The sequence below is a fragment of the Chitinophaga nivalis genome, assembly GCF_025989125.1.
Lineage (GTDB): Bacteria > Bacteroidota > Bacteroidia > Chitinophagales > Chitinophagaceae > Chitinophaga > Chitinophaga nivalis.
The window spans coordinates 3,166,771-3,186,629 of the sequence record NZ_JAPDNR010000001.1 but is presented as its reverse complement, the minus strand read 5'-3'; the positions used below and the strand labels follow the sequence as shown (position 1 = coordinate 3,186,629).

Here is a 19,859-nt window from a genome sequence, read left to right as displayed (position 1 = left end):
AAAAAACACCTGCATCTTCAAAAAAATTTTATTTTTATGATAAAATATTCAATATTCATCTTACTGATTACACTGGGTTTAGTCGCCTGTGCCCAACATAAAAAAGGTAAAGTCCCCGATGATATGGAGGTAAATAATAACACAAAAACAGCAACAGCCACTTTCGGAGGCGGATGCTTCTGGTGTACGGAAGCGCAGTTCCAGTATCTGGATGGCGTACTCAAAGTAGAATCCGGCTATGCCGGCGGATCTATCCCCAATCCTACCTACGAACAGGTATGTGAAGGCAATACCGGCCATGCGGAAGTGATACAGGTAACGTATGACCCGGCGAAAATTACCTATGCAGACCTCCTGCAGGCTTTCTGGACAAGCCACGACCCTACACAACTCAACCGCCAGGGCAACGATGTAGGTACGCAATACCGCTCTGTCATCTTCTACCACGACGAAGCACAACACAAAGAAGCTGAATTCTATAAAAAGAAACTGCAGGAGTCCGGCGCCTACGACAAACCTGTTGTTACGGAAATATCTCCACTCCCGACCTTCTACAAGGCAGAGAACTATCATCAGAACTACTATAACCAGAATGGCTCACAGCCATACTGCACCTTCGTGATCCAGCCCAAACTGGAAAAATTCAAGAAAGTATTCAAGGAACGCCTGAAAAAACAATAAGACACCTCCGCATAGCACAGAACATCCGGATTTTATACCCGGTGGCAGTGGGAATACCCTCCCTGATCGCCGCCTGGCATAAAATCCGGAAATTATTTATTAACTTAATGCGTTTTAATTAAAACTATTCCACTATTAATGAATCCTGAACAAGCATGCCCCTGGTGTGGCAGTACAGACCTGGTCCGTACCATACCGGAAAAAGCCCCGTTTGACACAATAGTGATCTGTAATCAATGTCAACGTGCACTTACCGGCCATGAAACGCCCACTACCACCCGTACCTCCTTACTGAAACGCAAGATTGAAGACACCACCACTCAACTGTGCCTGAACCAGGGCCTGGTGGTCGGGATCAAATATTACCTGACAGAATACAACAAAATTCCCGGCAATAACCTTAGCCTCCTGCAGGCCAAACAAGCGGTAGAAGCCCTCCTGGAAGCCCGCGGCCTCACCCGTGCTGTCAAAAAGCCCAATAAAAACGGTTGCGTCATTGTCCTGATCCTGATCCTGCTGGCGATTGCCTCCATCATTTACTTCTACAGTAACCGATAAAATTTTTGCGGTACCCCTAATTAATGGTATTTTTGTACTGTAATAAACTCGATTACAGAATGAACAATGGCCGGTTTCCCATCTCCTTACATATTCTCACACTGCTGGCCAGTGCGAATGGGGAATTATTGTCGTCTGACTACATTGCCGGCAGCATCAATATCAATCCGGTGCTGGTACGCAAAGAAATCAGCAATCTCCGGAACCGGGGCCTGGTGGAAAGCAAGGAAGGTAAAAACGGGGGTAGCACGCTGGCCCGGCCTGCCGGCGACATTCTCCTGTCGGAGATATACCACGCTGTACAACAGGTATCGCTGCTGGGCAACAGTAAAAACACGCCCAACCCGGCCTGTCTCGTAGGCAAACAGATTAACCAGCACCTGGATCATCTATACCAGGAAATAGAAAGTGCCCTGGTACACAAACTGGAGAAAATCACCCTGGCCGACTTCTTACTGCAGTTCGGATAATACTTATTATATCATTAACGGCATTGGTGCCACAGGAGGTAAAACCATGCAACTCAGCGATCTCAGAAACATTACCGGCGACTACGCCCAAACCGGCTCCATGCCCGCTATGTTCATCGGACATGGCAATCCCATGAACGGTATCAGCGACAACGCCTTTACCCGTGCCCTCGGTCAGATGGGCGCTTCACTCCCCCACTTACCCAACGCCATACTGGTCATTTCCGCGCATTGGCTCACCAAAGGCACCCATGTGCTGGTAGCTAGCCATCCGCCTACCATACACGATTTCGGCGGATTTCCGGAAGCCCTCTATGCGGTACAATATCCAGCACCCGGTGCCCCGGAACTAGCCCGGGAAACCAAACAGCTGATCACCTCCACCCAGGTACAGGAAGATGACCGCTGGGGACTGGACCACGGCGCCTGGACGATCTTAAAACATATGTATCCACAGGCGAATATTCCGGTATTCCAGCTGAGTATTGATTATCATCAGCCACCGGAATATCACTACAAACTGGCCGCAGAACTCAAAGTGCTGCGTAATAAAGGCGTATTGATCATCGGCAGCGGCAACATCGTACACAACCTCCGACAGATCAGCTTTTCAGACAATGCCGCTCCTTACGACTGGGCGTTGTCCTTTGATGCTACCGTCAAACAAAAACTGGAACAAAAAGCCTTCACAGACCTGGTCAATTATCATACCCTGGGCAGAGACGCACAATTGTCGATCCCTACCAATGACCATTATCTGCCCATGTTATATACATTGGGGCTGGTGAATAAAGCAGAAGAAATTCAGTTCACCTATGAAGAAATACAGAATGGCAGTATCAGCATGCGCTGTTTTCAAACCGCGTCCTGATACGCCTAAAAGCTGCTGCGATGCGGCTATACACCAAGTAAAAGCCGTATCGCAGGGGTAATAACGGAAACGCCTATACTTTAAGCAGCTCCCCTTCCTGTTGTACTATTTTATTACTTACATTGATATCAATGGCTTTCAGGATTTCTTCGCGGATATCCTCAGTGACCCGGCTATAGCCAAACATCTTCGCAATGAAAGGCACCGCATCTTCCCGCTGGATGGCTACCGCATCTTTCACTACTTTTCCTAACGCTACGCCCATTTCCTCCACAGAGATATAAGTGATTTTACGGGCGTTGGCCGGTAACTGGCTCCGGTTCCGTACTACCGGCTCCGGTAAATTGATGTCCCACAAAAACTGTCCTTTAATCCGGATACGTTTACTGGCATCAGAATGTCGCACAGCATGGCGCAACACTTCCCGGATACGGGGGCCCACCCGGGTAATACCCGCTGCTTCCACCATCCGCCGCGCCACTTCATCGAAATGTACCGGGCTCTCTACCGTCACTACCTGTTCGATCCAGTTGCACAACTGTCCTATCGGAGACAGATGAAATTCCTGGTCCCGGATTTCTTCCGGCAGCACCGCTGTTTCATACACGGGTGTATCCTGACTCACCGGCACCACCGCCTCCCGGGTAAGCACCGGTGGGGCATCGTGCAACGCGGCAGCTTCCACTTCATCTTCTATCCGGGTATCAGCACCTGCCTTTTCAATGGCATCGATCAACCGTTGCAGTTCCCGCTCCGGATAACGGAACCAATCTGTACTCCAGATGCGGTGTATTTTCCAGCCTACTGCTTCCAGCACCTGCTGCCGTAACCGGTCACGGTCGCGGGCAGAACGGGCAGAATGATAGGCGGCGCCATCACACTCAATCCCCAGCAGGTAACGGCCGGGATGTGTGGCGTCTACTACCGCAAGATCAATGTAAAAGCCTTTGGAACCTACCTGTTTCCGGACGATATATCCTTTCGCTTCCAGCTTCGCGGCCACATTTTCTTCAAACGGGCTGTCGGCCGGCAAGCCGGTTTCGGCGGTCATATAGAGTTTACCATGCTGCGCGAAATACAGGAAATTTTTCAGCGCCCGTATCCCTTCACTTTTCGCACGGTTCATATCAATATCATCGGCAGTGATATTGGTAAATACTTCACAGCTGGATTTCGCCCGGGTAATGAGTACATTCAGGCGTCTTTCCCCACCTTCATTATTCAACGGCCCGAATGACATGGCCACATATCCTTCCTCCGTACGTCCGTAACCGATAGAAATAAAAATTACCTCCCGTTCATCTCCCTGCACATTCTCCAGATTTTTTACAAAAAACGGCTCATCTGCATGACTATTAAAGAACGATTCCAGCTCCGGATGTTTACGGCGGCGTAACTCCAGGGCATCGCTGATGGCCTGTCGCTGGGAAGTACTGAAGGCCACTACGCCCAGACTTAACCCCGGTGTTTTACGGGCATGCTCCATCACGGCATCTGCCACTGCCTCCGCTTCCTTCGGATTGGTACGGGTTTTTCCGCGGTCATAGGCGGTATCCTGCAGGTAATTGAATTTCAGCCCTCTTCGTTCTTTAGAACCGGGGCTGGGGAATATCACGAGTTTATTTTCATAGAATTCATGATTGGACAAGGTGATCAACGATTCGTGCCGGCTGCGGTAGTGCCAGCGCAGCATGCGTTGCGGCGCTCCCTGGGCATCACATAACCCCAGTATGCTTTGCATATCTGCCGTTACATTATCCTCATCATCGGTTTCTTTTGTCAGAGAATCAAAGAAGCTTGTAGGCGGCAATTGTTTGGTATCGCCCACCACAACCAGTTGCTTTCCGCGCAGAATAGCTCCCAGCGCGTCCACCGGACGTACCTGACTGGCCTCATCAAATATCACCAGGTCAAACTCCAGGGCTCCTGGTGGCAGGAAATTGGCGATCGACAAAGGACTCATCATAAATACCGGCTTAATAGCCTGAATGGCCAGTCCGGCTTCCTGCATCAGCTTACGTACCGGCATGTGCCGGGCTTTTTTATTGAATTCTGTCCGGAGAATGTTCACCTGGCCGCCGGCATCCATACGGGGCATCTGCTCCCAGTGCTGCAATGCCGCCCGTACCCGGTTGTATTGCAGGTGCAGTACATCTACCCGGCGAAACTGTTGTACCAGCTCTTCGTGGGCCGCACGGTCGAAACGACGCAGCGATGGCCGCGATTTCACGGCTGTTTCCACCAGGTACTCGTACCAGGTTTTCTGCAGGGCAGTTCTCAACAGGCGATGTGCTTCCGGCCATTCACGGGCCGGTGTAATCAAACACTCCATTCCTTCCCGGATGGCTGTTTCCTGCATATTATTCCAGGAAATAGCATGGTGAATTTCCGGCAGCTGTTGTTGCCATTTCTCCAGCAATGGCGTCTGTGCGGCAAAAGATACCGGATAAGCCCTGGTATCCATTTCCAGCTTCTGCATCAGCTGCGCCACACATTGCTGCCATACAGGCAAAAGCCGCAACAACGTATCCCGGTCGGCAGCAGCTACACCAGGATCTTCACCTTTAGCCAGATAAGCCGGCAGCGATGCCGGGCAGGTGCCCGCCGCAATACGTTGGTGCATATCCGTTAGATAGGCCGTAGCTGCTTCCAGTGCCGCCCAATCGGTCTGTGACCGCTGGTAGCGGCTGCCGAACAGTTCTTTCATCAATCCCGCGTGTTCTTTCAGGATGGCATCCTGCCGGCGGAATTCCATGATACTGTCGACATATTGTAGCTTAATATCGTTTTCGGTAGGTAATGGTCCTTTACACAACGCAGCCAGTTGTTTATTGCTGCGTTTATAGGCGCCTATCAGGAATTTATACCATTTATTGCCGTGTGCCAGCAGGTCCTGACGGATTTCCATCACCTGCTGTTCCCAGGCTTCGGGAATCAGGATATCCTGGTATTGCTGTTGTACAGCGGTAGCGCGGCTACCTGCTGTCAGCCATTCGGCAATATCCTGCCGGTTATTCAGCCAGGCGGTATGTGTTACCATCAGCCCTTTCAGATCTGGTTGCCGGGCGGTCAGATCACAGGCTGCTGCCAGGTTCACAATAGCGATACTATCCTGTGGTTGTGCAATACCGGTTTTAGCGGCAATCCCTGCGGCAGTTTGTTCCAATGCTGTCAGGGCGGCTGCTGTTTCTTTCAGCAGTTTTGCCAGCGACTCCTGTTCATGTGGCAATAATACGGTCAGGCGGCTGTCTTTGAAAGTCAGGCTGGCGGGCAGTCCCGTGTCACGCAAACAGGCTTGTATACGTTGTGCCATATCCAGCGCTTTATTAATGGCAGCAGCATCCCAGGTATCGATTTGCGGCAGGTGAATAGCAGGTAATGTTATGCCGGCGATGGTTTCATTCAGGCGTAACAGGTAGCCTGTTACCTGCTGCGCCGTCAATCCACTGCGCTGTACTTCCTCATTCACAGACAAGCAGTATTCATTCAGTTCCTGCTTATAGGCGACGAGTTGTCCTACTTCTTCCTGCAGTTTCCGGATAGCGGGGCGTCCCAGCTCGAGTACGCGCCGCAGCTCCTGGTGCAGTTCTTTTTTATTGGCTTTATGACTATGTAATTCCAGACAGGCTTCTCCCAGCTGGATATTATCGAGCCTACGTTTTACTACTTCCAGGGCCGCCATCTTTTCTGCCACAAACAATACTTTTTTTCCTCTGCCGATGGCATCTGCAATGATGTTGGTAATGGTCTGCGACTTACCGGTACCGGGAGGGCCCTGTATCACCAGGTGACGGCCTTCCTGTACGGCCAGCATGGCTTGTATCTGGGAGCTGTCTGCATCTACTACCTGAAACAGGTCGTGTGCAGTGGTATCCCGGTCAATAAAAGCATCGTCCGGGATGGCGGGTTGCGGATCGGTAAATCCGCCGCCAAAAAGACTTTGTATCACCGGATGCTCCAGTACAGCGCCTTCCTGCTGCCACTTGGATACATCCAGGTCATTATAAAGCATAAATTTTCCGAAAGAGAAAAATCCCAGTTCCACAGTATCCGGCGACACCTTCCAGCCAGGCATCCGGCTGATCGCTTCCGATACCGCGGCAAAATAGGCGTTCACTTCAAAGTCATCTGCTTCCGGTAAATCGGGAATATGGATATTGAAGTCCGATTTCATTTTTGCCTGGAGGGAAATATTGCCTCCTACTTCCTCCAGTGAATAACGGAGCCGGAAACGTTCCCGGGCACTGGACCTGTCCAGCAACACCGGCACCATAATCAGGGGCGCGAGCCGGACTTCCTCACTATTGTCAGCTTCATACCAATGCAACATACCCAGCGAAATATACAGGATGTTTACCCCCTGTTCTTCCATACTCATACGGGCAGCGTAATAGGTATTCAGCAAGCGGGTATGCAGGACGGTTTCATTTTCTGCGGTTTGCAGCCGGGTATCATTCACAGCTTCTTTAGCGGCCGTTTCACTATACACGATTTCCTCTGCTCCTGCTTTTTGATCAGGCTTTCCTAAAAAGGTCATCGACTTATTCTCCCGCACCAGCAATTCATATATGGCGGCAGATTGTTCCGATACAATATGTAATCCTTTGCTGGCGGGCAGCCGGTAATGCAATAAGGGATTTCTGAGGCCCAGATCAAGCAATTCCTTACGGGAAGATTCGAGCCTGGTTAATATGGATGCGATCATAATAGCTAAAGAAGAAATCAAAAAATCCCTACAAATATATCTTATAAACGCTGAAGGTCATGAAGAAGTATATAAAAAGCAGGTGTTGCTGACAGCCTGCACGTATACCGGATAAAAGGCATGATCCCCCCAACGAGGATTTAGGCCTGCTTTCTGCAGTGGTTTTATATATTTGATAAAATTTTCAGTTGCATGAACACAAAATTTTCAATTTTTGGCCTGCTCAGGGTATCGAACAACAGCTTTCCACATATTCCCGGAGAACATTTTTCTCTTTTCAGAATCGGAAACAGTGATTACAGCAGCCGCGAGGAAGCATTGGCAGATCTTAACCTGATTCTCAGCGGAGAACATCCTTCCGGAGATCATTTCAACAGATTTGATAACTACACCATACAGGAAGTCTTTTCCGTTAACAAATAATCATCCTGTTACACATAAAAGACAGGAGGCCTTGCTGTATACAACAGTAAAGCCCAAACAACAAAAGCCGCTGACTGCGGCTTTTGTTGTTTGGGCATGTTCCGGCGCCATGACTCACTATGATGCAATACCATGAAGGCACGGCCTTTTCTATCTACAAGGCACAGCTATTACCGGACGAAGATGCATAAGGATAAATAACATTACCCAACACACTTATGCCATCACCCTGCTCAGCAACAATGCCGCCAGATACAAACCAATTCCATAAATGGTATGCGTTTTCAAACTCCTGAATCTTGCTATAGCGGGATGGGGTGTTTTTGCCGCGGCAATACCAAAACCAAATGCCGGCTGCATCAGGAAGAAAGGAGCTACAGTCGTTAAAATGCCAATAGCCAGAGCAGGCAAAAGCGTGGGATGATATGCCCAGCCGGTTCCCCAGATCAGTAACAGTAAACATGCAAAAGAGATACCGATGGAATAATGCGCTATCCATCCGATAGTACGTTCGTACCGGATCTTCTCTGCCTGTATAATGGTTTTATGGAAAAATATCCCATTTTTAAAATGTCCGATCCAACGCCCTAACAACGCATAATCCAGGGAAGGAATATTAAATAAGCGTTTGAGCACGATGGCATAAATATCCATGATCACGGTAGCACCAATACCAATGATCAATGAAAAAGCTATGAGTTCAAAATATATATTCATCTCTATTTTTTAAGATTAAAATCTGCTGTTGATAAAGCCAGATTGATAGCTGCACCAGCGCCGGTACCTGTCGCAACAGCAGTAGCCACCGCACGCATCGCCGAATTATCGCCACACGCATATACCCCGGGAATGGTCGTCTGCTGAAAATTATCCAGCTTCAACAGTCCCTGTTCCGTCAGTGCGCATCCCATTTCCAGTGGAATTTTGCAATGCTGTTCAAAAGCAGGTCGGGCATAAAGTGCCCGTATCGGATACACCGCTCCATCCTGTAAATGGATACCCGACAATTGACCATTATCATGTATCAGGGCTTTTACCTGTTGTTCCACAATATGGATATTATTTTTACGGATCAATTGCGCCTGGTCTTCACTGAATGTAGCTGCGCCATCGGTAAAAATGAATACCTGTTTGGTCAGGTTAGCTACCAGCGGGGCATAGTGAACAGCCATATCGCCATTTGCCCATATACCGGTTGCCAGTCCTTTTACTTCGTACCCATGACAATAGGGACAATGCAAAATGGATATGCCCCAGCATTCCGCAAATCCCGGGATAGGCGGCATCAGGTCTTTCAACCCGGTGGCGAACAATAATTTTCTGGCGGAGAATACCCGTCCTGATTGTGTGGTCAGCTCAAATATTTCTCCTTTCTTTTTTGCCTGTACCGCTACCGATTCGTAGAACGACACGGTATCGTAATGCTGCACCTGTTCCCGGCCTTTTGCCGCAATCTCCTTTGGCGGTACCCCATCCTGCGTAAGAAAATTATGCGAGTGAGGCGTTTGTCTGTTACAAGGCAATCCACTGTCAATGATCAGTACCTTTCTCAAAGAACGGCCTAATGCCATCGCCGCAGCAAGCCCGGCATAACTCCCTCCTACTATAATCACATCAAAAGTATGATCTGCATTTTCTTCCGGTTTCGCGAAAGACATCAACACACCAGGTACTGCCAGCGCAGCCGATAACAGGCTATTTCGTACTAAAAAATTTCTTCGCGTAATCATTGATAAATTATTTAAACACACATCAACCTGGTTATAGACTGATGCCGGCAGTTATTAATTGTTCATAACAGCATACTCCGTTATACAACTCATGCCGTTCCTGGTAATAATAGTTGAGATACCTACATTCGGTTCCACACAGAAAATACCATTTTTACTGACGCGGGAAGAGAGATAACGTTCCGCATCTATAGCCGCCATACATCCGGAGCCTGCAGCCGTAACCGCCTGCCGGTATTCACTATCCTGTACATCACCACAGGCAAATACGCCCGGAATACTGGTTTTTGTAGTACCTGGTATTGTGCTGATATATCCATTGGCGTCCAGTAAAAGATCGGAAGCAAAGATTTTTGTATTCGGCGTATGCCCGATGGCAATAAATATCCCCTGCACCGCTAAAACATCTTCCTGATTCCGGCTGCTATTGTAGATACGGGCGTCGGTTACCAGTTGATTATCGCCTAGTACATCGGTCAAGGTAGTGTTGTATAACACAGTGATGTTGTCTATATTTTCCAGCCGGTCCTGCATGATCTGCGAAGCCCTGAAAGTATCCTTTCTCACCAGTAAATATACTTTGCTGGCCAGATGCGATAAAAAGGTAGCCTCTTCAATCGCTGTATCTCCACCGCCTACCACTACCACCTCTTTATTCCGGTAAAAATAACCATCGCAGGTAGCGCAGGCAGAAACGCCCGCCCCAAAATATTTCGTTTCACCGGGTAGCCCTAACCATTTTGCTGTGGCGCCGGTAGCAATAATAATCGTATCGGATAACAGCTGTTCTCCGGCGCTGGTAGTCACTTTAAAGGGGCGATCATTAAAATCGATGTGTACGATTTCATCGTTTCTTAGAACAGTACCAAATCTTTCCGCCTGACCTTTAAGATCTTCCATCAGCTGTACTCCTCCCACACCGGCAGGATATCCCGGGAAATTATCTACCTCATTTGTAGTCGTTAGCTGCCCGCCTATCTGCAATCCGGTATATTGTACCGGATGTAATGCAGCCCTGGCAGCATAGATAGCAGCCGTATAACCCGCCGGGCCTGAGCCTATGATTAAACATTTTATTCTTTCCATTGGTAGTATGTTTTCTCCAGCTATGTTTGTTAAAAGTATCCCCCCTCATGGCAGCCCCGCTATTTGCCGTAAGATTTCCTTTTCTGACAGCAATCCGGTATGTCGCCAGTAGATGTCACCGTTCTTATCCAGCAGCACCAGCGTTGGCACACCTCTGATTAAAAAATCACTGGCCAGTTGCTGCTCCTGGTCTATATCTATTCTTCTTACATCCACCACTTCATTTGCGGCCTGCGCTACCTTATCAATAATAGGCGATAATATGCGGCAAGGTCCGCACCAGGTAGCCGTAAATTGCAGTAGTACCGGTCTTTCCAGCTCCTTTAAAGTATTTGAATCATTCATCCGGAAGGTGATTAAGTTAAAAATTCACGATACAACTACTATCTCAACGTGGACAATGCCGTTACCAAAGCTTGTTCCGATAGCAGCGCTGATTTCCGCCATACCTCCTGGTTGTTTTTCAACGCTACAAAGGTTGGTATAGATCGGACATGGTATTTGTCGGCCATATCTTCTTCTCTGTCAATATCTATCTGTTGTATATCTAACCATTGATATTGTTTCTGCCTGATAGATTCCACTATTGGCATCATCATCCTGCAGGGCTGGCACCAGTCCGCATAAAATTGCAATAGTGTTAACGATTCCGTTCCCTGCGCTGTATTTTTTTCGTTTGTCATACTTTTAAATTTGATACCACAAAATTATTCTCCCCCTGGAAATTGTGTTAACACTTATAGGAGGCAAAATGGCACAAATCACATGTATTCGTGTAAGATGTAATGATGGGAGGCCGGCCATCGGGAGCAGTCACTAAAATCGCGATGTCTTTACCAGTAAAGGTTTGACGGTTAAATACCGCGTATAAATAGCGGTATCTAAAAAGCAGCTGGCACTTTTGCCATGTCCGGGCAAGGCAGCGTGAGGCAGGGGTAAGGTACACGGATACCGGTAGCAATCAGGAAGAAAAGTTGGGATGAAGGTAAGCTCTCCCTTATTGATGCTTATGTTGTTTTCTATATTGTACAGGTGTTAAACCCGTAATTTTCTTAAAGAAACGACCGAAGTAAGAATCGTCTATAAAATTAAGCGCTGCAGCAATCATTGATACGGTATCATTCGTTTGTATCAGGCGTGATTTGGCTTCCTGTATTAATTGCTGTTGTATAAAATAACTTGCCGGAAAACCGGAAACTTCTTTTACCACATCATTCAGATAATGTGGATGTACATGCAACATACCGGCATATTCATTCACCTGTTTTTTGTCCAGAAAATGCTGGTTCACCAGCAGCTGAAACTGCGCTACCAGCTGTTCTTTCCGCGACAGGTTATAGGGTTGTTCTGCCGCTTTATGATTATAAATACGCTCTGCTTCCAGCAAGATGATATTCAGAAACATTCTGACGAGCAGGTCGTCATTAAAAGTGGTTTTCTGACATTTTTCACTATTGAGTTTCCAGAACAGGTGTTGCATCATCTGTGTTTCCCGGTCTGATAAGTCTATATAAGGGACTTTATCCAGCTGAAAAAACGGGAACTGATTCAGTTTGATCTGATGTTTGATACAGAGTAAAAAATAATCAGCATCAAACATACACAGGATACCTTGCAGGTCTTCACTCCAGGTTTCAATGGAGTGCAACTGGTTTTCAGGAATAAAATACATGCTTTGCGGGCCGAAATGATATTTCTGATGTCCGATAACTTCTGTTACAGTACCAGCAGTCAACAGAATAATACTGTAAAATTTCCGGCGGGTCTGCAGTCCGATATGATGGGTATGCAATTGCTGCAAATCCTCCAGGGTTACAATTTCCAGGAAACCGTTGCCATGAGAATAGGCTATATGACCACACTCCGGGCAAGAGGAATAGTGGGAATCCTGTAAATAAAATTCCTTGAATTCCTGTGCATTATTAATCTCTTTTATTTTAGCAGAAAGTGGCATTGTTTATGAAATGATTTTTTATACTATGTATACATTACGCGCATCCAGATAATATTTTCCCTGTTAAATTTAATGCGCTTTTCTCATTTCATCATGATCACTGTCCTATATTCAGCTCTTACCAGTCTCTTCCCAGATCTTCTTTCCAATCGTATGGTAAGATCTCAGCCAAGGTAACGATTACACCATCTTTGACCTCAATCGTAGCCTGCAGGTTCTCTTTCGAGAGTTGACTAATCAGCTCCCGGCATCTGCCGCAAGGCGGCACGGCATGTCCATTGGCATCTACCGCTACCAATGCTTTTATCCGGTTTTCTCCATTTTTCAGCATTTCTGCTACCGCACTGTGTTCTGCACAGAATCCCATCGAACAGGCCGTATCAATACTGATACCCGTATAAATGTTTCCACCGACGGTTTCTATCGCAGCCGCCACTCCGCCATATTCAATGAAATCATTTAGCCGTTTACTGCCGGCAAATTTTTGTGCGATTTGTTTTAGGTTACTGTTCTCCATAAGCTTGCTGATTTACAATGATGACTGTCTGGTAGTTCCTATTATTAATACCGGTGGCCGCTCCAGGTGCGGGGCCAGATCAGGCCTGCTTACCAACACTTCCGGCGTGGGTACCGGCTCTGCGATATGATCTATCTGAAAACCTGCCCGTATTAAATCATTAATGATGGTGCTCAGTTTTCTGTGATATTTTATAACGTCTGCTACAAACCAGTGTTGATATCTTATTCCTTCACGGGCATATTCGGCTACCGGCCAGATCTTAGTACCCTCTGCTTCTATCCACCCTTTCAGCCATGCAGTACAAACCGGGTGCTCCATAGAAAATATAAATTGTCCGCCCGGTTTAAGTCCCTTACTGATGTGGCGAAACAATTCCGGTAAGTCCTGTACATAATGCAAGGTCATTGAACTGACGATCAGGTCGAAATGATTTTCGCGGATAGGATAATCTTCTATGGCAGAACAGATCAGTTCAACGGTAGGATGTTGTATCCTGCGGGCCACTTCTGCCAGCATTTTTTCAGCAATATCTACTCCAATGATACTGGCTGGTGACTGTTGCAACAAATAGCTGATCTGATGTCCTAAACCACAACCGATATCCAGGACATGCGCTCCTGCCGGTATTTTCATCAGTTGCCTCATCACTGGTTGCTCTATCCATTCATTGATTCCTTTATCGTTATCCCGGAGGTCTTTGTATTTTTCAAAGAAAACAGGATCATCGTAGATATTTTGTTTCATCGCTGCAATTGATTATTCCACCTGATAATGTTTGGTTCCGCATCCGGCAGGAAGGCATATTTTGTTGCATGATATGCATTGCCAACTTTCCATTTCAGTGTACTTATTTTTCTTTCCCCCGTTGAATGCCTGCTGTCGCTGCCGGATGCATACGAAGATACTCACGAAAAGCGATATCGCATTTCCAGTACCCTACAATGCCACGCGAAAACCGTGGCGATGTAATGCTTCAGGAATGATAAACTTTGTGATGCGTGTTTAGCTTTACGGCAAAAGTTTGCCGCCTCACCCGCGCTGTTTTTCTACTATTTTAAGCATTCTGCTCACCTGGGTCATACCAATACGACGGGCAGCGTGTGCGCTTAACGTTTGTACCCCTGCTTCCCGGAAACCTGTCTTCTCATAAGCTTTCACGGCAACAGTATTAGCCACATCCACGTCCAGCTGTAAATTGGTTACACCGTATTCAACAGCTATTTGCTCCAGTTCTGCCAGCAATATCCGGCTGATTCCCTGTCCCCGGTAAGTGGCTTTTACTGTTACAGCGTCTATGTATATATAAGACATCGGGAATTCATTGGGAAAATAAATGCCCAGCTGTATGATTTTACCAATTCCCTTCACAATCCCGTATTGCTGTATCATGGCTTTCATACCGATAGACAGCATATGCTTTTTTTTATAACTGAATCCGGCAATACCCATTAGCTCATTCGTATCTGAGACAACGGCTATCACCTGAGATGGATTGATTAAAGACGAGATGATTTTTTGTATGGCAGATCTGTCTCCCAGGAAGTAGCTGAATTTGGTTTCAAAAGCCGTTGCGAATAGTGCACCTGCCTCCTTCACAAATTCCGCAGGCAGGTTTCTGTAAATCTTCATGTGTCTGTTAATTGTTTTTCGTTATCAATTTACTTCGTATAGGCGCGTGGTTATTCATTTACTGCCTCAAACGGAGAAAATCAGACCTGAACTATTTAAATGCCTGCTTAAGGGATGGGGTAGCAGGTCATCAGTCAGCTATTATTTTGGTCACTTTGATATGCGCACACGGGTAACATGTAAGCATGGCTTAAATAGCGGTTATAAACGCCTGATTCACTTCAAACAACTCAATCCATAGGTTCACCCGTTAAAAGGCTATACAGCTCCTTTAAACGCAGCAAATGAAAAAAAATTGAAAGTGACCATGCATTGGGAGCAGATATCCTGTTTTATTTTTCGGGAAAGGAGGCTGTTACCTGCGGATTAACGGCAATCAGGGGGGAGATCTGGTCTAATTTAAAAGTATTAACGTATTGATTACCTTTTAAATCGTCGCTTATCGATGCCGATTTCGTAAATTTAAAAAAGCCGCGAATATCGCGGCTTTCTTTTAGTGTGTCCCGGATTGGATTCGAACCAATGACCTACTGCTTAGAAGGCAGTTGCTCTATCCAGCTGAGCTACCGAGACTTACGTCCTTATTTTCCCGTTAATGTGAAATAAATTGCTATATTTATCTCGCGTTTTGGGAGTGCAAATTTATGTAAAAATCTTTCAATAAATCAAATTTAATTTATTTTTTCTTAAATATTGATGTGAATACTATGGATGTACAAATTGAATCTAGCTGGAAAACGGTACTGAAAGATGAATTTCATAAGTCTTATTTCGAGCAGATAGCCATGTTCCTCAAACATGAAAAAGCTTTGGGAAAAACCATCTACCCTCCTGGTAACCTTATTTTCAATGCCTTCGAACAAACCCCCTTCGATAAAGTAAAGGTAGTTATACTGGGGCAGGACCCTTATCATGGTGCCGGACAGGCGCATGGTTTAAGTTTTTCTGTACCCGATGGCGTTAAGCCGCCTCCTTCCCTGGTAAACATCTATAAGGAAATGCATACCGACCTTGGCCTGGAAATACCCACCAGCGGCAACCTCACTAAATGGGCTTCCCATGGCGTACTGCTGCTGAACGCATTCCTGTCTGTACGGGCCAGTGAACCGGCATCGCACAGTAAAATAGGCTGGGGCGATTTCACGGACGCCGTAATCCGCAATATTTCTGATCATAAAAGGGATGTTGTATTCCTGCTGTGGGGCCGCTTTGCCCAGGATAAACAATACCTGATTGATGCCACCAAACATCATATTCTGCAGGCAGCACACCCCTCTCCTTTCAGTGCTGATAAAGGATTTTTTGGTTGCCGGCATTTTTCAAGAACCAATGAAATACTGGCAAAGGCAGGCATTGAACCTGTTGACTGGCGATTATAATTACAGACAGGCAGCTTACGGCTGGCGGCTATTTATGTTGAATTCATCCTATATTAGCGCGGCTAAAAGCTAACTGCTCATCGCTAAAAGCATCACTGCTATGTTAAAAAATATATTAGGCAGAATATTCGCACTGTATGCCCTGCTGCTGTTTGCAGGCACCATGCTGGTTGTATTCCTTCCTATCTGGCTGCTGTACCTGTGGCAGGAACCTATCCGTACTAAAGGCTTCCTGGCCATCGGACGCGTTTGGATGAAAGTGTATATGCCCCTCATTGGCTGCCCTGTCAGCAGAAAAGGCCTGGAACATTTCAAAAAAGACCAGACCTATGTGATTGTCTGCAACCACAATTCCCTCATTGATGTACCGGTAACCACTTCCGGTATTCCCGGCGCCAATAAAACACTGGCAAAGGCATCTATGGGAAAGATCCCGCTATTTAATGTATTATATAAAATAGGCGGCATACTGGTAGACCGCAGCAGTGAAGCCAGCAGGAAACAAAGCGTGGAAGACATGAAACACGCATTAAGCCTGCACCTGCACATCCTGTTGTATCCGGAAGGTACCCGGAACCGGACACCGGAACCGCTGAAACCTTTCTACGACGGCGCCTTTGCGCTGGCCATAGATACACAGCTGCCCCTGATGCCGTCTTTATTGTTTCATACCAGAAAAATACTGCCTGCACATAAAAAGTTCTTTGCCTGGCCGCATCCGATCGAATACCACTTGCTACCGCCCATACCTACAGCGGGGCTCACGAGGGATGATCTGCCGGCTTTAAAGGAAAAAGTTTTTCAGCTGATGTGGCACTATTACACCCATTACGATAAAAAGTGGGATCAGGTAACGGCATAAACCACCGGTATAGCTCATAAAAAAAGACGCATGGTAAGTACCATGCGTCTTTTTTATATAAGAAGGTATTGCTAAAGGTCGTAGAACTGTCTCGATCGGTTTATCCGCAAATCCCGCAGGATACCTGCTTTCGGGTTGATGGTAATACTGAACTGCCGGAAGGTACCAAACGGAATCAGGTTAATCGACATCTGCCAGCAGTGCAGATCCCGCGATATATACATATTCGTATAGGCCACCTGCATATTAGTAAAGTCAAAACCGCTGTTCAAACCAATCTTCCATTTGGGCGTGAGACTAAAGTCACCGTTGAAGCTAACGTACTGGGTTATACGATTTACGACCCCGCCGGAATCCGGCATAATGGTATTCGTATAAGACAAACTGTACGACAGATCTACCCGCCATGGAATATCAAAGTCTACATACTCACCCGGATTATTACGTACCATCTGTAACTGCCGCTGTTGCGCAGCAAAGGCAGCATCTCCGTTCTGTATGTTTTCGATGGAATCTATTTTCTTTTCTTTTCCTTTTTTATCCTTCGACTGGAAGGAGGTACTCATGGAAATGCTGGCATTCGTTAACCGGCCCAGACTGATCTTTCCCTGCTGCCAAACGAATTTGTCCAGGCGCTTTCCGCGTGCATCCACCTGGTAAGGATCGATACTACCGCTCATAGAGATGTTCAGTTTATCGAACAGGTTGGTACGTGCATAGATATTGAAAGGCGACAATTTGAAAGAGTCGGCTACCAGGTTATAACTACCGGTGATACCAAAACCATCCAGCAGTTTTATTTTCTTTTCATGATTGCCGGAAGTATCCTTGCGGGAGAATACCTTCATCTCCAGGTTATTGTCCAAACCGAAGTTAATACCGCCGAAAGCTCCTTCTGCCGGCACACCGAAACCACTCACCCCTTCGTAGTAGGAAACACGTTGTCTGTCTCCGGCCTTATTGTATTGCAGGTCATAATAGTTTTTCGAGTTCAGGTCGGGACGGTAGGTAGCACTCAGTGTAGGACGGGCTACGTGCCGGATGGCTTTCACCTTGGAATGTTTGCTGAAAGCATACATGCCATAGATCGCAGTAGACAGGGAAGCACTGAAACTCACATCACGGGTGGCACTGAAACCTGGTATATAGGAGGTATCAATGGCCCCGAGCTGGTTTAATCCCGGATTCCATTTATTAGGATCCCACTTCCGCACAAATTTTTTGGTATACCAATATTCGGTGTAGTTGATACTGGGTGAAAAGGTCAGCGTTTTTAACACCGGGATGGAAAATGAAATCGGAACGGTATGTTGCATACCCGATTGCATCGCATCCAGCATGGCTTTGGAACCAAACAGGGAATCTTTGAAATTGGCCTGGTTACGCAAAGAGGTCGTATAGGAAACACCCAGTTTATGATACCATTTCGGTTTGCCGATCAGTTCTTTCGGCTGGAAAGGGTAGATGGTATTCACCGTAAAGGTAGCATCCGGGAAGGTGATATTCACATCACGGGTGCTCAGGTTCTGGCCATGGGTAAGCCCCACGGTCAGGTTATACGGCTTCCCCTGCCAGTTCTTGGAAAAACTGATGGAAGATCCGATGGTATTGTTTACACGGGCATTGTAGTCAAAAACATTATAACGGTTATACGTAGAGGTACCAAAGTTTACGTTGGCGCCAAAGTTCACCCCGGGACGTGCCTTGCTATCCATACTGTGGTTCCAGGTAACCCGGAAGTCGCGGGAAGAGCTGAACTCCGATTTTACAGAAGGGTCACCGAAGCGGGTATTGGCGATACTGAGATTCAGTCCCCCGTTGTATTTGTAACGCTTTCGGTAGGTTGGGCTGGCCGTAAGGCTCCAGCTACCGTAGGAGTAAACATCTCCACGCAGGGTGAGGTCCATATGCTCCCCCATTCCGAAATAGTAACCACCGTTTTCCAGTCCCATCCCCTTTTGCTGGTTCACCACATACTGCGGTGGCAGTATACCTGAACGCTGTCCCTGTGTAATGGGGAAGATGGCAAAAGGAATGAAGAGCGGCGTAGGTATCCCTTCAATTTCCAGGTTAGCCGGACCAGAAATAACTAATTTGTCAGGTATAACCTTTATTTTACGGGAACGAAAACTAAAGTGCGGAGTGTCCAGGTTACAGGTAGTATAGCCATTTCTGAACCCGAAGATGCTGTTATCAGCACCTTTCTTGGTTTGTTCACTATGGATATAACCTTCTCCGTACTGGGAACGGGTATTATAGATCTTTGCCTTCTGAGAGCTGAAATTGTAACGCAGTGTATCTGATTCAAAACTTTGTCCGCCGTCATTCATCACGGGGCGGCCATAAACTTTGCCAGCTGTATCTTTGGCATTGGTAGCCTCCAGTACACCAGTTTCCTGGTCAAAGTTCATCTTCTCTGCAGACAGATCGATGCTCTTGTATTTGGTAGTGGCGGTGCCGTACAGATAAAAGCGTTTATCAGGTACCATCAGGATGATGGAATCCTTGGCTTTATAGGTTACCGGTGCATCCAGGGTATCTTTGGATACCTTTGGTACAAACAGGGTATCCACCTTTACCAGACCGGCTGTATCTGCCCCGGGCAACAGCACGGTGCTGTCGGCCCCTTTGGCGGGCAGGCCTTTGGGAGCTATCCGTTTGCTGCTGTCTTTTGGAACCAGCGGCACAGTATCTGCCAAAGTTTTGTTAAAAACCAGCGATGCATGTGGCGTATTGCCTGCAAATGCATCTATAATAAAGGGAACGGCAATCACCACACCTGCAAACGTCAGGTATGTATGCCGAAAAAACTTTTTATAATTATTTTTGTAGCTAGAGCTCATGTGTTAAGGCGGGCACAAACCTACAGGATTTTATACAATTTATTACTATAAATCCGTCGTAAAGTTTGCCTGATAGCACATAAAAAGATTGTGGAAACATCCATGGATCAAGTAAATTATTAATTTATAAGATAAAGTTATTTTTTTA

The 19,859-nt window shown here is 46.7% G+C and carries 18 protein-coding genes and 1 tRNA gene; 7 read left to right on the top strand and 12 right to left on the bottom strand.

Annotated features, from left to right (window positions below; translation table 11 throughout):
* The first annotated feature begins 36 nt into the window (after nt 1-36).
* The 4 genes from msrA to ygiD all read left to right on the top strand — a co-directional run bounded on the left by msrA (nt 37) and on the right by ygiD (nt 2,580).
* Nucleotides 37-681, top strand: a complete 645-nt coding sequence (gene msrA / locus OL444_RS13050; RefSeq protein ID WP_264732753.1) for a peptide-methionine (S)-S-oxide reductase MsrA — start codon at nt 37-39, stop codon at nt 679-681.
* Nucleotides 682-819: 138 nt separating this feature from the next.
* Nucleotides 820-1,239: a hypothetical protein gene (locus OL444_RS13045; protein WP_264732754.1), complete on the top strand. Its 420-nt coding sequence runs from the start codon at nt 820-822 to the stop codon at nt 1,237-1,239.
* 32 nt (nt 1,240-1,271) lie between these two features.
* The gene (locus OL444_RS13040; protein WP_264732755.1) at nt 1,272-1,709 is read left to right on the top strand and encodes an Rrf2 family transcriptional regulator; all 438 of its coding nucleotides are present in this window, start codon (nt 1,272-1,274) and stop codon (nt 1,707-1,709) included.
* Nucleotides 1,710-1,755: 46 nt separating this feature from the next.
* Complete coding sequence (ygiD, locus tag OL444_RS13035) at nt 1,756-2,580, top strand: 4,5-DOPA-extradiol-dioxygenase (protein WP_264732756.1); 825 nt, start codon at nt 1,756-1,758, stop codon at nt 2,578-2,580.
* 73 nt (nt 2,581-2,653) lie between these two features.
* Here ygiD and proA read toward each other — a convergent pair whose 3' ends face one another.
* Nucleotides 2,654-7,285 carry an anti-phage protein ProA gene (proA, locus tag OL444_RS13030; protein ID WP_264732757.1) on the bottom strand — a complete coding sequence of 1,544 codons (4,632 nt, stop codon included), beginning with the start codon at nt 7,283-7,285 and terminating at the stop codon, nt 2,654-2,656.
* A gap of 192 nt (nt 7,286-7,477) precedes the next feature.
* Here proA and OL444_RS13025 point away from each other — a divergent pair, with 192 nt between their 5' ends.
* Nucleotides 7,478-7,708, top strand: a complete 231-nt coding sequence (locus OL444_RS13025; protein ID WP_264732758.1) for a hypothetical protein — start codon at nt 7,478-7,480, stop codon at nt 7,706-7,708.
* A gap of 216 nt (nt 7,709-7,924) precedes the next feature.
* Here the strand turns inward: OL444_RS13025 and OL444_RS13020 are convergent, their stop codons facing one another.
* The 10 genes from OL444_RS13020 to OL444_RS12975 form a co-directional block, all read right to left on the bottom strand.
* Entirely contained in the window at nt 7,925-8,425 is a 501-nt protein-coding gene (locus OL444_RS13020; protein WP_264732759.1) for a DUF2938 domain-containing protein, read from the bottom strand.
* A 2-nt stretch (nt 8,426-8,427) separates the two neighbouring features.
* A complete protein-coding gene (locus tag OL444_RS13015) occupies nt 8,428-9,438 on the bottom strand; it encodes an NAD(P)/FAD-dependent oxidoreductase (protein WP_264732760.1) in 1,011 nt (336 codons plus the stop codon).
* Between the two features lie 54 nt (nt 9,439-9,492).
* On the bottom strand, nt 9,493-10,524 hold the full coding sequence (trxB, locus tag OL444_RS13010) for a thioredoxin-disulfide reductase (protein ID WP_264732761.1): 1,032 nt from the start codon (nt 10,522-10,524) through the stop codon (nt 9,493-9,495).
* Between the two features lie 45 nt (nt 10,525-10,569).
* Nucleotides 10,570-10,869 carry a thioredoxin family protein gene (locus OL444_RS13005; protein ID WP_264732762.1) on the bottom strand — a complete coding sequence of 100 codons (300 nt, stop codon included), beginning with the start codon at nt 10,867-10,869 and terminating at the stop codon, nt 10,570-10,572.
* Between the two features lie 38 nt (nt 10,870-10,907).
* Nucleotides 10,908-11,207 carry a thioredoxin family protein gene (locus tag OL444_RS13000; RefSeq protein WP_264732763.1) on the bottom strand — a complete coding sequence of 100 codons (300 nt, stop codon included), beginning with the start codon at nt 11,205-11,207 and terminating at the stop codon, nt 10,908-10,910.
* Between the two features lie 314 nt (nt 11,208-11,521).
* Complete coding sequence (locus OL444_RS12995) at nt 11,522-12,478, bottom strand: helix-turn-helix domain-containing protein (protein WP_264732764.1); 957 nt, start codon at nt 12,476-12,478, stop codon at nt 11,522-11,524.
* Between the two features lie 118 nt (nt 12,479-12,596).
* Nucleotides 12,597-12,995: a cytidine deaminase family protein gene (locus OL444_RS12990; RefSeq protein ID WP_264732765.1), complete on the bottom strand. Its 399-nt coding sequence runs from the start codon at nt 12,993-12,995 to the stop codon at nt 12,597-12,599.
* Between the two features lie 12 nt (nt 12,996-13,007).
* Nucleotides 13,008-13,742, bottom strand: a complete 735-nt coding sequence (locus tag OL444_RS12985; RefSeq protein WP_264732766.1) for a class I SAM-dependent methyltransferase — start codon at nt 13,740-13,742, stop codon at nt 13,008-13,010.
* Between the two features lie 285 nt (nt 13,743-14,027).
* Nucleotides 14,028-14,627: a GNAT family N-acetyltransferase gene (locus tag OL444_RS12980; protein ID WP_264732767.1), complete on the bottom strand. Its 600-nt coding sequence runs from the start codon at nt 14,625-14,627 to the stop codon at nt 14,028-14,030.
* A 499-nt stretch (nt 14,628-15,126) separates the two neighbouring features.
* Nucleotides 15,127-15,200: transfer RNA gene (locus OL444_RS12975), tRNA-Arg, on the bottom strand.
* 134 nt (nt 15,201-15,334) lie between these two features.
* Between OL444_RS12975 and ung the strand changes: the two genes are divergently transcribed.
* Together ung and OL444_RS12965 are read left to right on the top strand one after the other, a co-directional pair.
* On the top strand, nt 15,335-16,006 hold the full coding sequence (gene ung, locus OL444_RS12970) for a uracil-DNA glycosylase (RefSeq protein ID WP_264732768.1): 672 nt from the start codon (nt 15,335-15,337) through the stop codon (nt 16,004-16,006).
* Between the two features lie 100 nt (nt 16,007-16,106).
* Nucleotides 16,107-16,868, top strand: coding sequence for a lysophospholipid acyltransferase family protein (locus OL444_RS12965; RefSeq protein ID WP_264732769.1), 762 nt, complete (start codon nt 16,107-16,109; stop codon nt 16,866-16,868).
* A gap of 71 nt (nt 16,869-16,939) precedes the next feature.
* Here OL444_RS12965 and OL444_RS12960 read toward each other — a convergent pair whose 3' ends face one another.
* Entirely contained in the window at nt 16,940-19,711 is a 2,772-nt protein-coding gene (locus OL444_RS12960; protein WP_264732770.1) for a putative LPS assembly protein LptD, read from the bottom strand.
* Nucleotides 19,712-19,859: the final 148 nt, after the last annotated feature.

What these genes read in the sequence shown, in the direction of transcription:
- trxB (WP_264732761.1), bottom strand. Translation starts at nt 10,524, where the DNA reads ATGGAAAGAATAAAATGTTTAATCATAGGCTCAGGCCCGGCGGGTTAT.
- OL444_RS12995 (WP_264732764.1), bottom strand. Translation starts at nt 12,478, where the DNA reads ATGCCACTTTCTGCTAAAATAAAAGAGATTAATAATGCACAGGAATTC.
- OL444_RS12960 (WP_264732770.1), bottom strand. Translation starts at nt 19,711, where the DNA reads ATGAGCTCTAGCTACAAAAATAATTATAAAAAGTTTTTTCGGCATACA.
- OL444_RS12965 (WP_264732769.1), top strand. Translation starts at nt 16,107, where the DNA reads ATGTTAAAAAATATATTAGGCAGAATATTCGCACTGTATGCCCTGCTG.
- OL444_RS13045 (WP_264732754.1), top strand. Translation starts at nt 820, where the DNA reads ATGAATCCTGAACAAGCATGCCCCTGGTGTGGCAGTACAGACCTGGTC.
- OL444_RS12980 (WP_264732767.1), bottom strand. Translation starts at nt 14,627, where the DNA reads ATGAAGATTTACAGAAACCTGCCTGCGGAATTTGTGAAGGAGGCAGGT.
- OL444_RS12985 (WP_264732766.1), bottom strand. Translation starts at nt 13,742, where the DNA reads ATGAAACAAAATATCTACGATGATCCTGTTTTCTTTGAAAAATACAAA.
- OL444_RS13020 (WP_264732759.1), bottom strand. Translation starts at nt 8,425, where the DNA reads ATGAATATATATTTTGAACTCATAGCTTTTTCATTGATCATTGGTATT.
- proA (WP_264732757.1), bottom strand. Translation starts at nt 7,285, where the DNA reads ATGATCGCATCCATATTAACCAGGCTCGAATCTTCCCGTAAGGAATTG.
- OL444_RS13005 (WP_264732762.1), bottom strand. Translation starts at nt 10,869, where the DNA reads ATGAATGATTCAAATACTTTAAAGGAGCTGGAAAGACCGGTACTACTG.
- ygiD (WP_264732756.1), top strand. Translation starts at nt 1,756, where the DNA reads ATGCAACTCAGCGATCTCAGAAACATTACCGGCGACTACGCCCAAACC.
- OL444_RS12990 (WP_264732765.1), bottom strand. Translation starts at nt 12,995, where the DNA reads ATGGAGAACAGTAACCTAAAACAAATCGCACAAAAATTTGCCGGCAGT.
- ung (WP_264732768.1), top strand. Translation starts at nt 15,335, where the DNA reads ATGGATGTACAAATTGAATCTAGCTGGAAAACGGTACTGAAAGATGAA.
- msrA (WP_264732753.1), top strand. Translation starts at nt 37, where the DNA reads ATGATAAAATATTCAATATTCATCTTACTGATTACACTGGGTTTAGTC.
- OL444_RS13015 (WP_264732760.1), bottom strand. Translation starts at nt 9,438, where the DNA reads ATGATTACGCGAAGAAATTTTTTAGTACGAAATAGCCTGTTATCGGCT.
- OL444_RS13025 (WP_264732758.1), top strand. Translation starts at nt 7,478, where the DNA reads ATGAACACAAAATTTTCAATTTTTGGCCTGCTCAGGGTATCGAACAAC.
- OL444_RS13000 (WP_264732763.1), bottom strand. Translation starts at nt 11,207, where the DNA reads ATGACAAACGAAAAAAATACAGCGCAGGGAACGGAATCGTTAACACTA.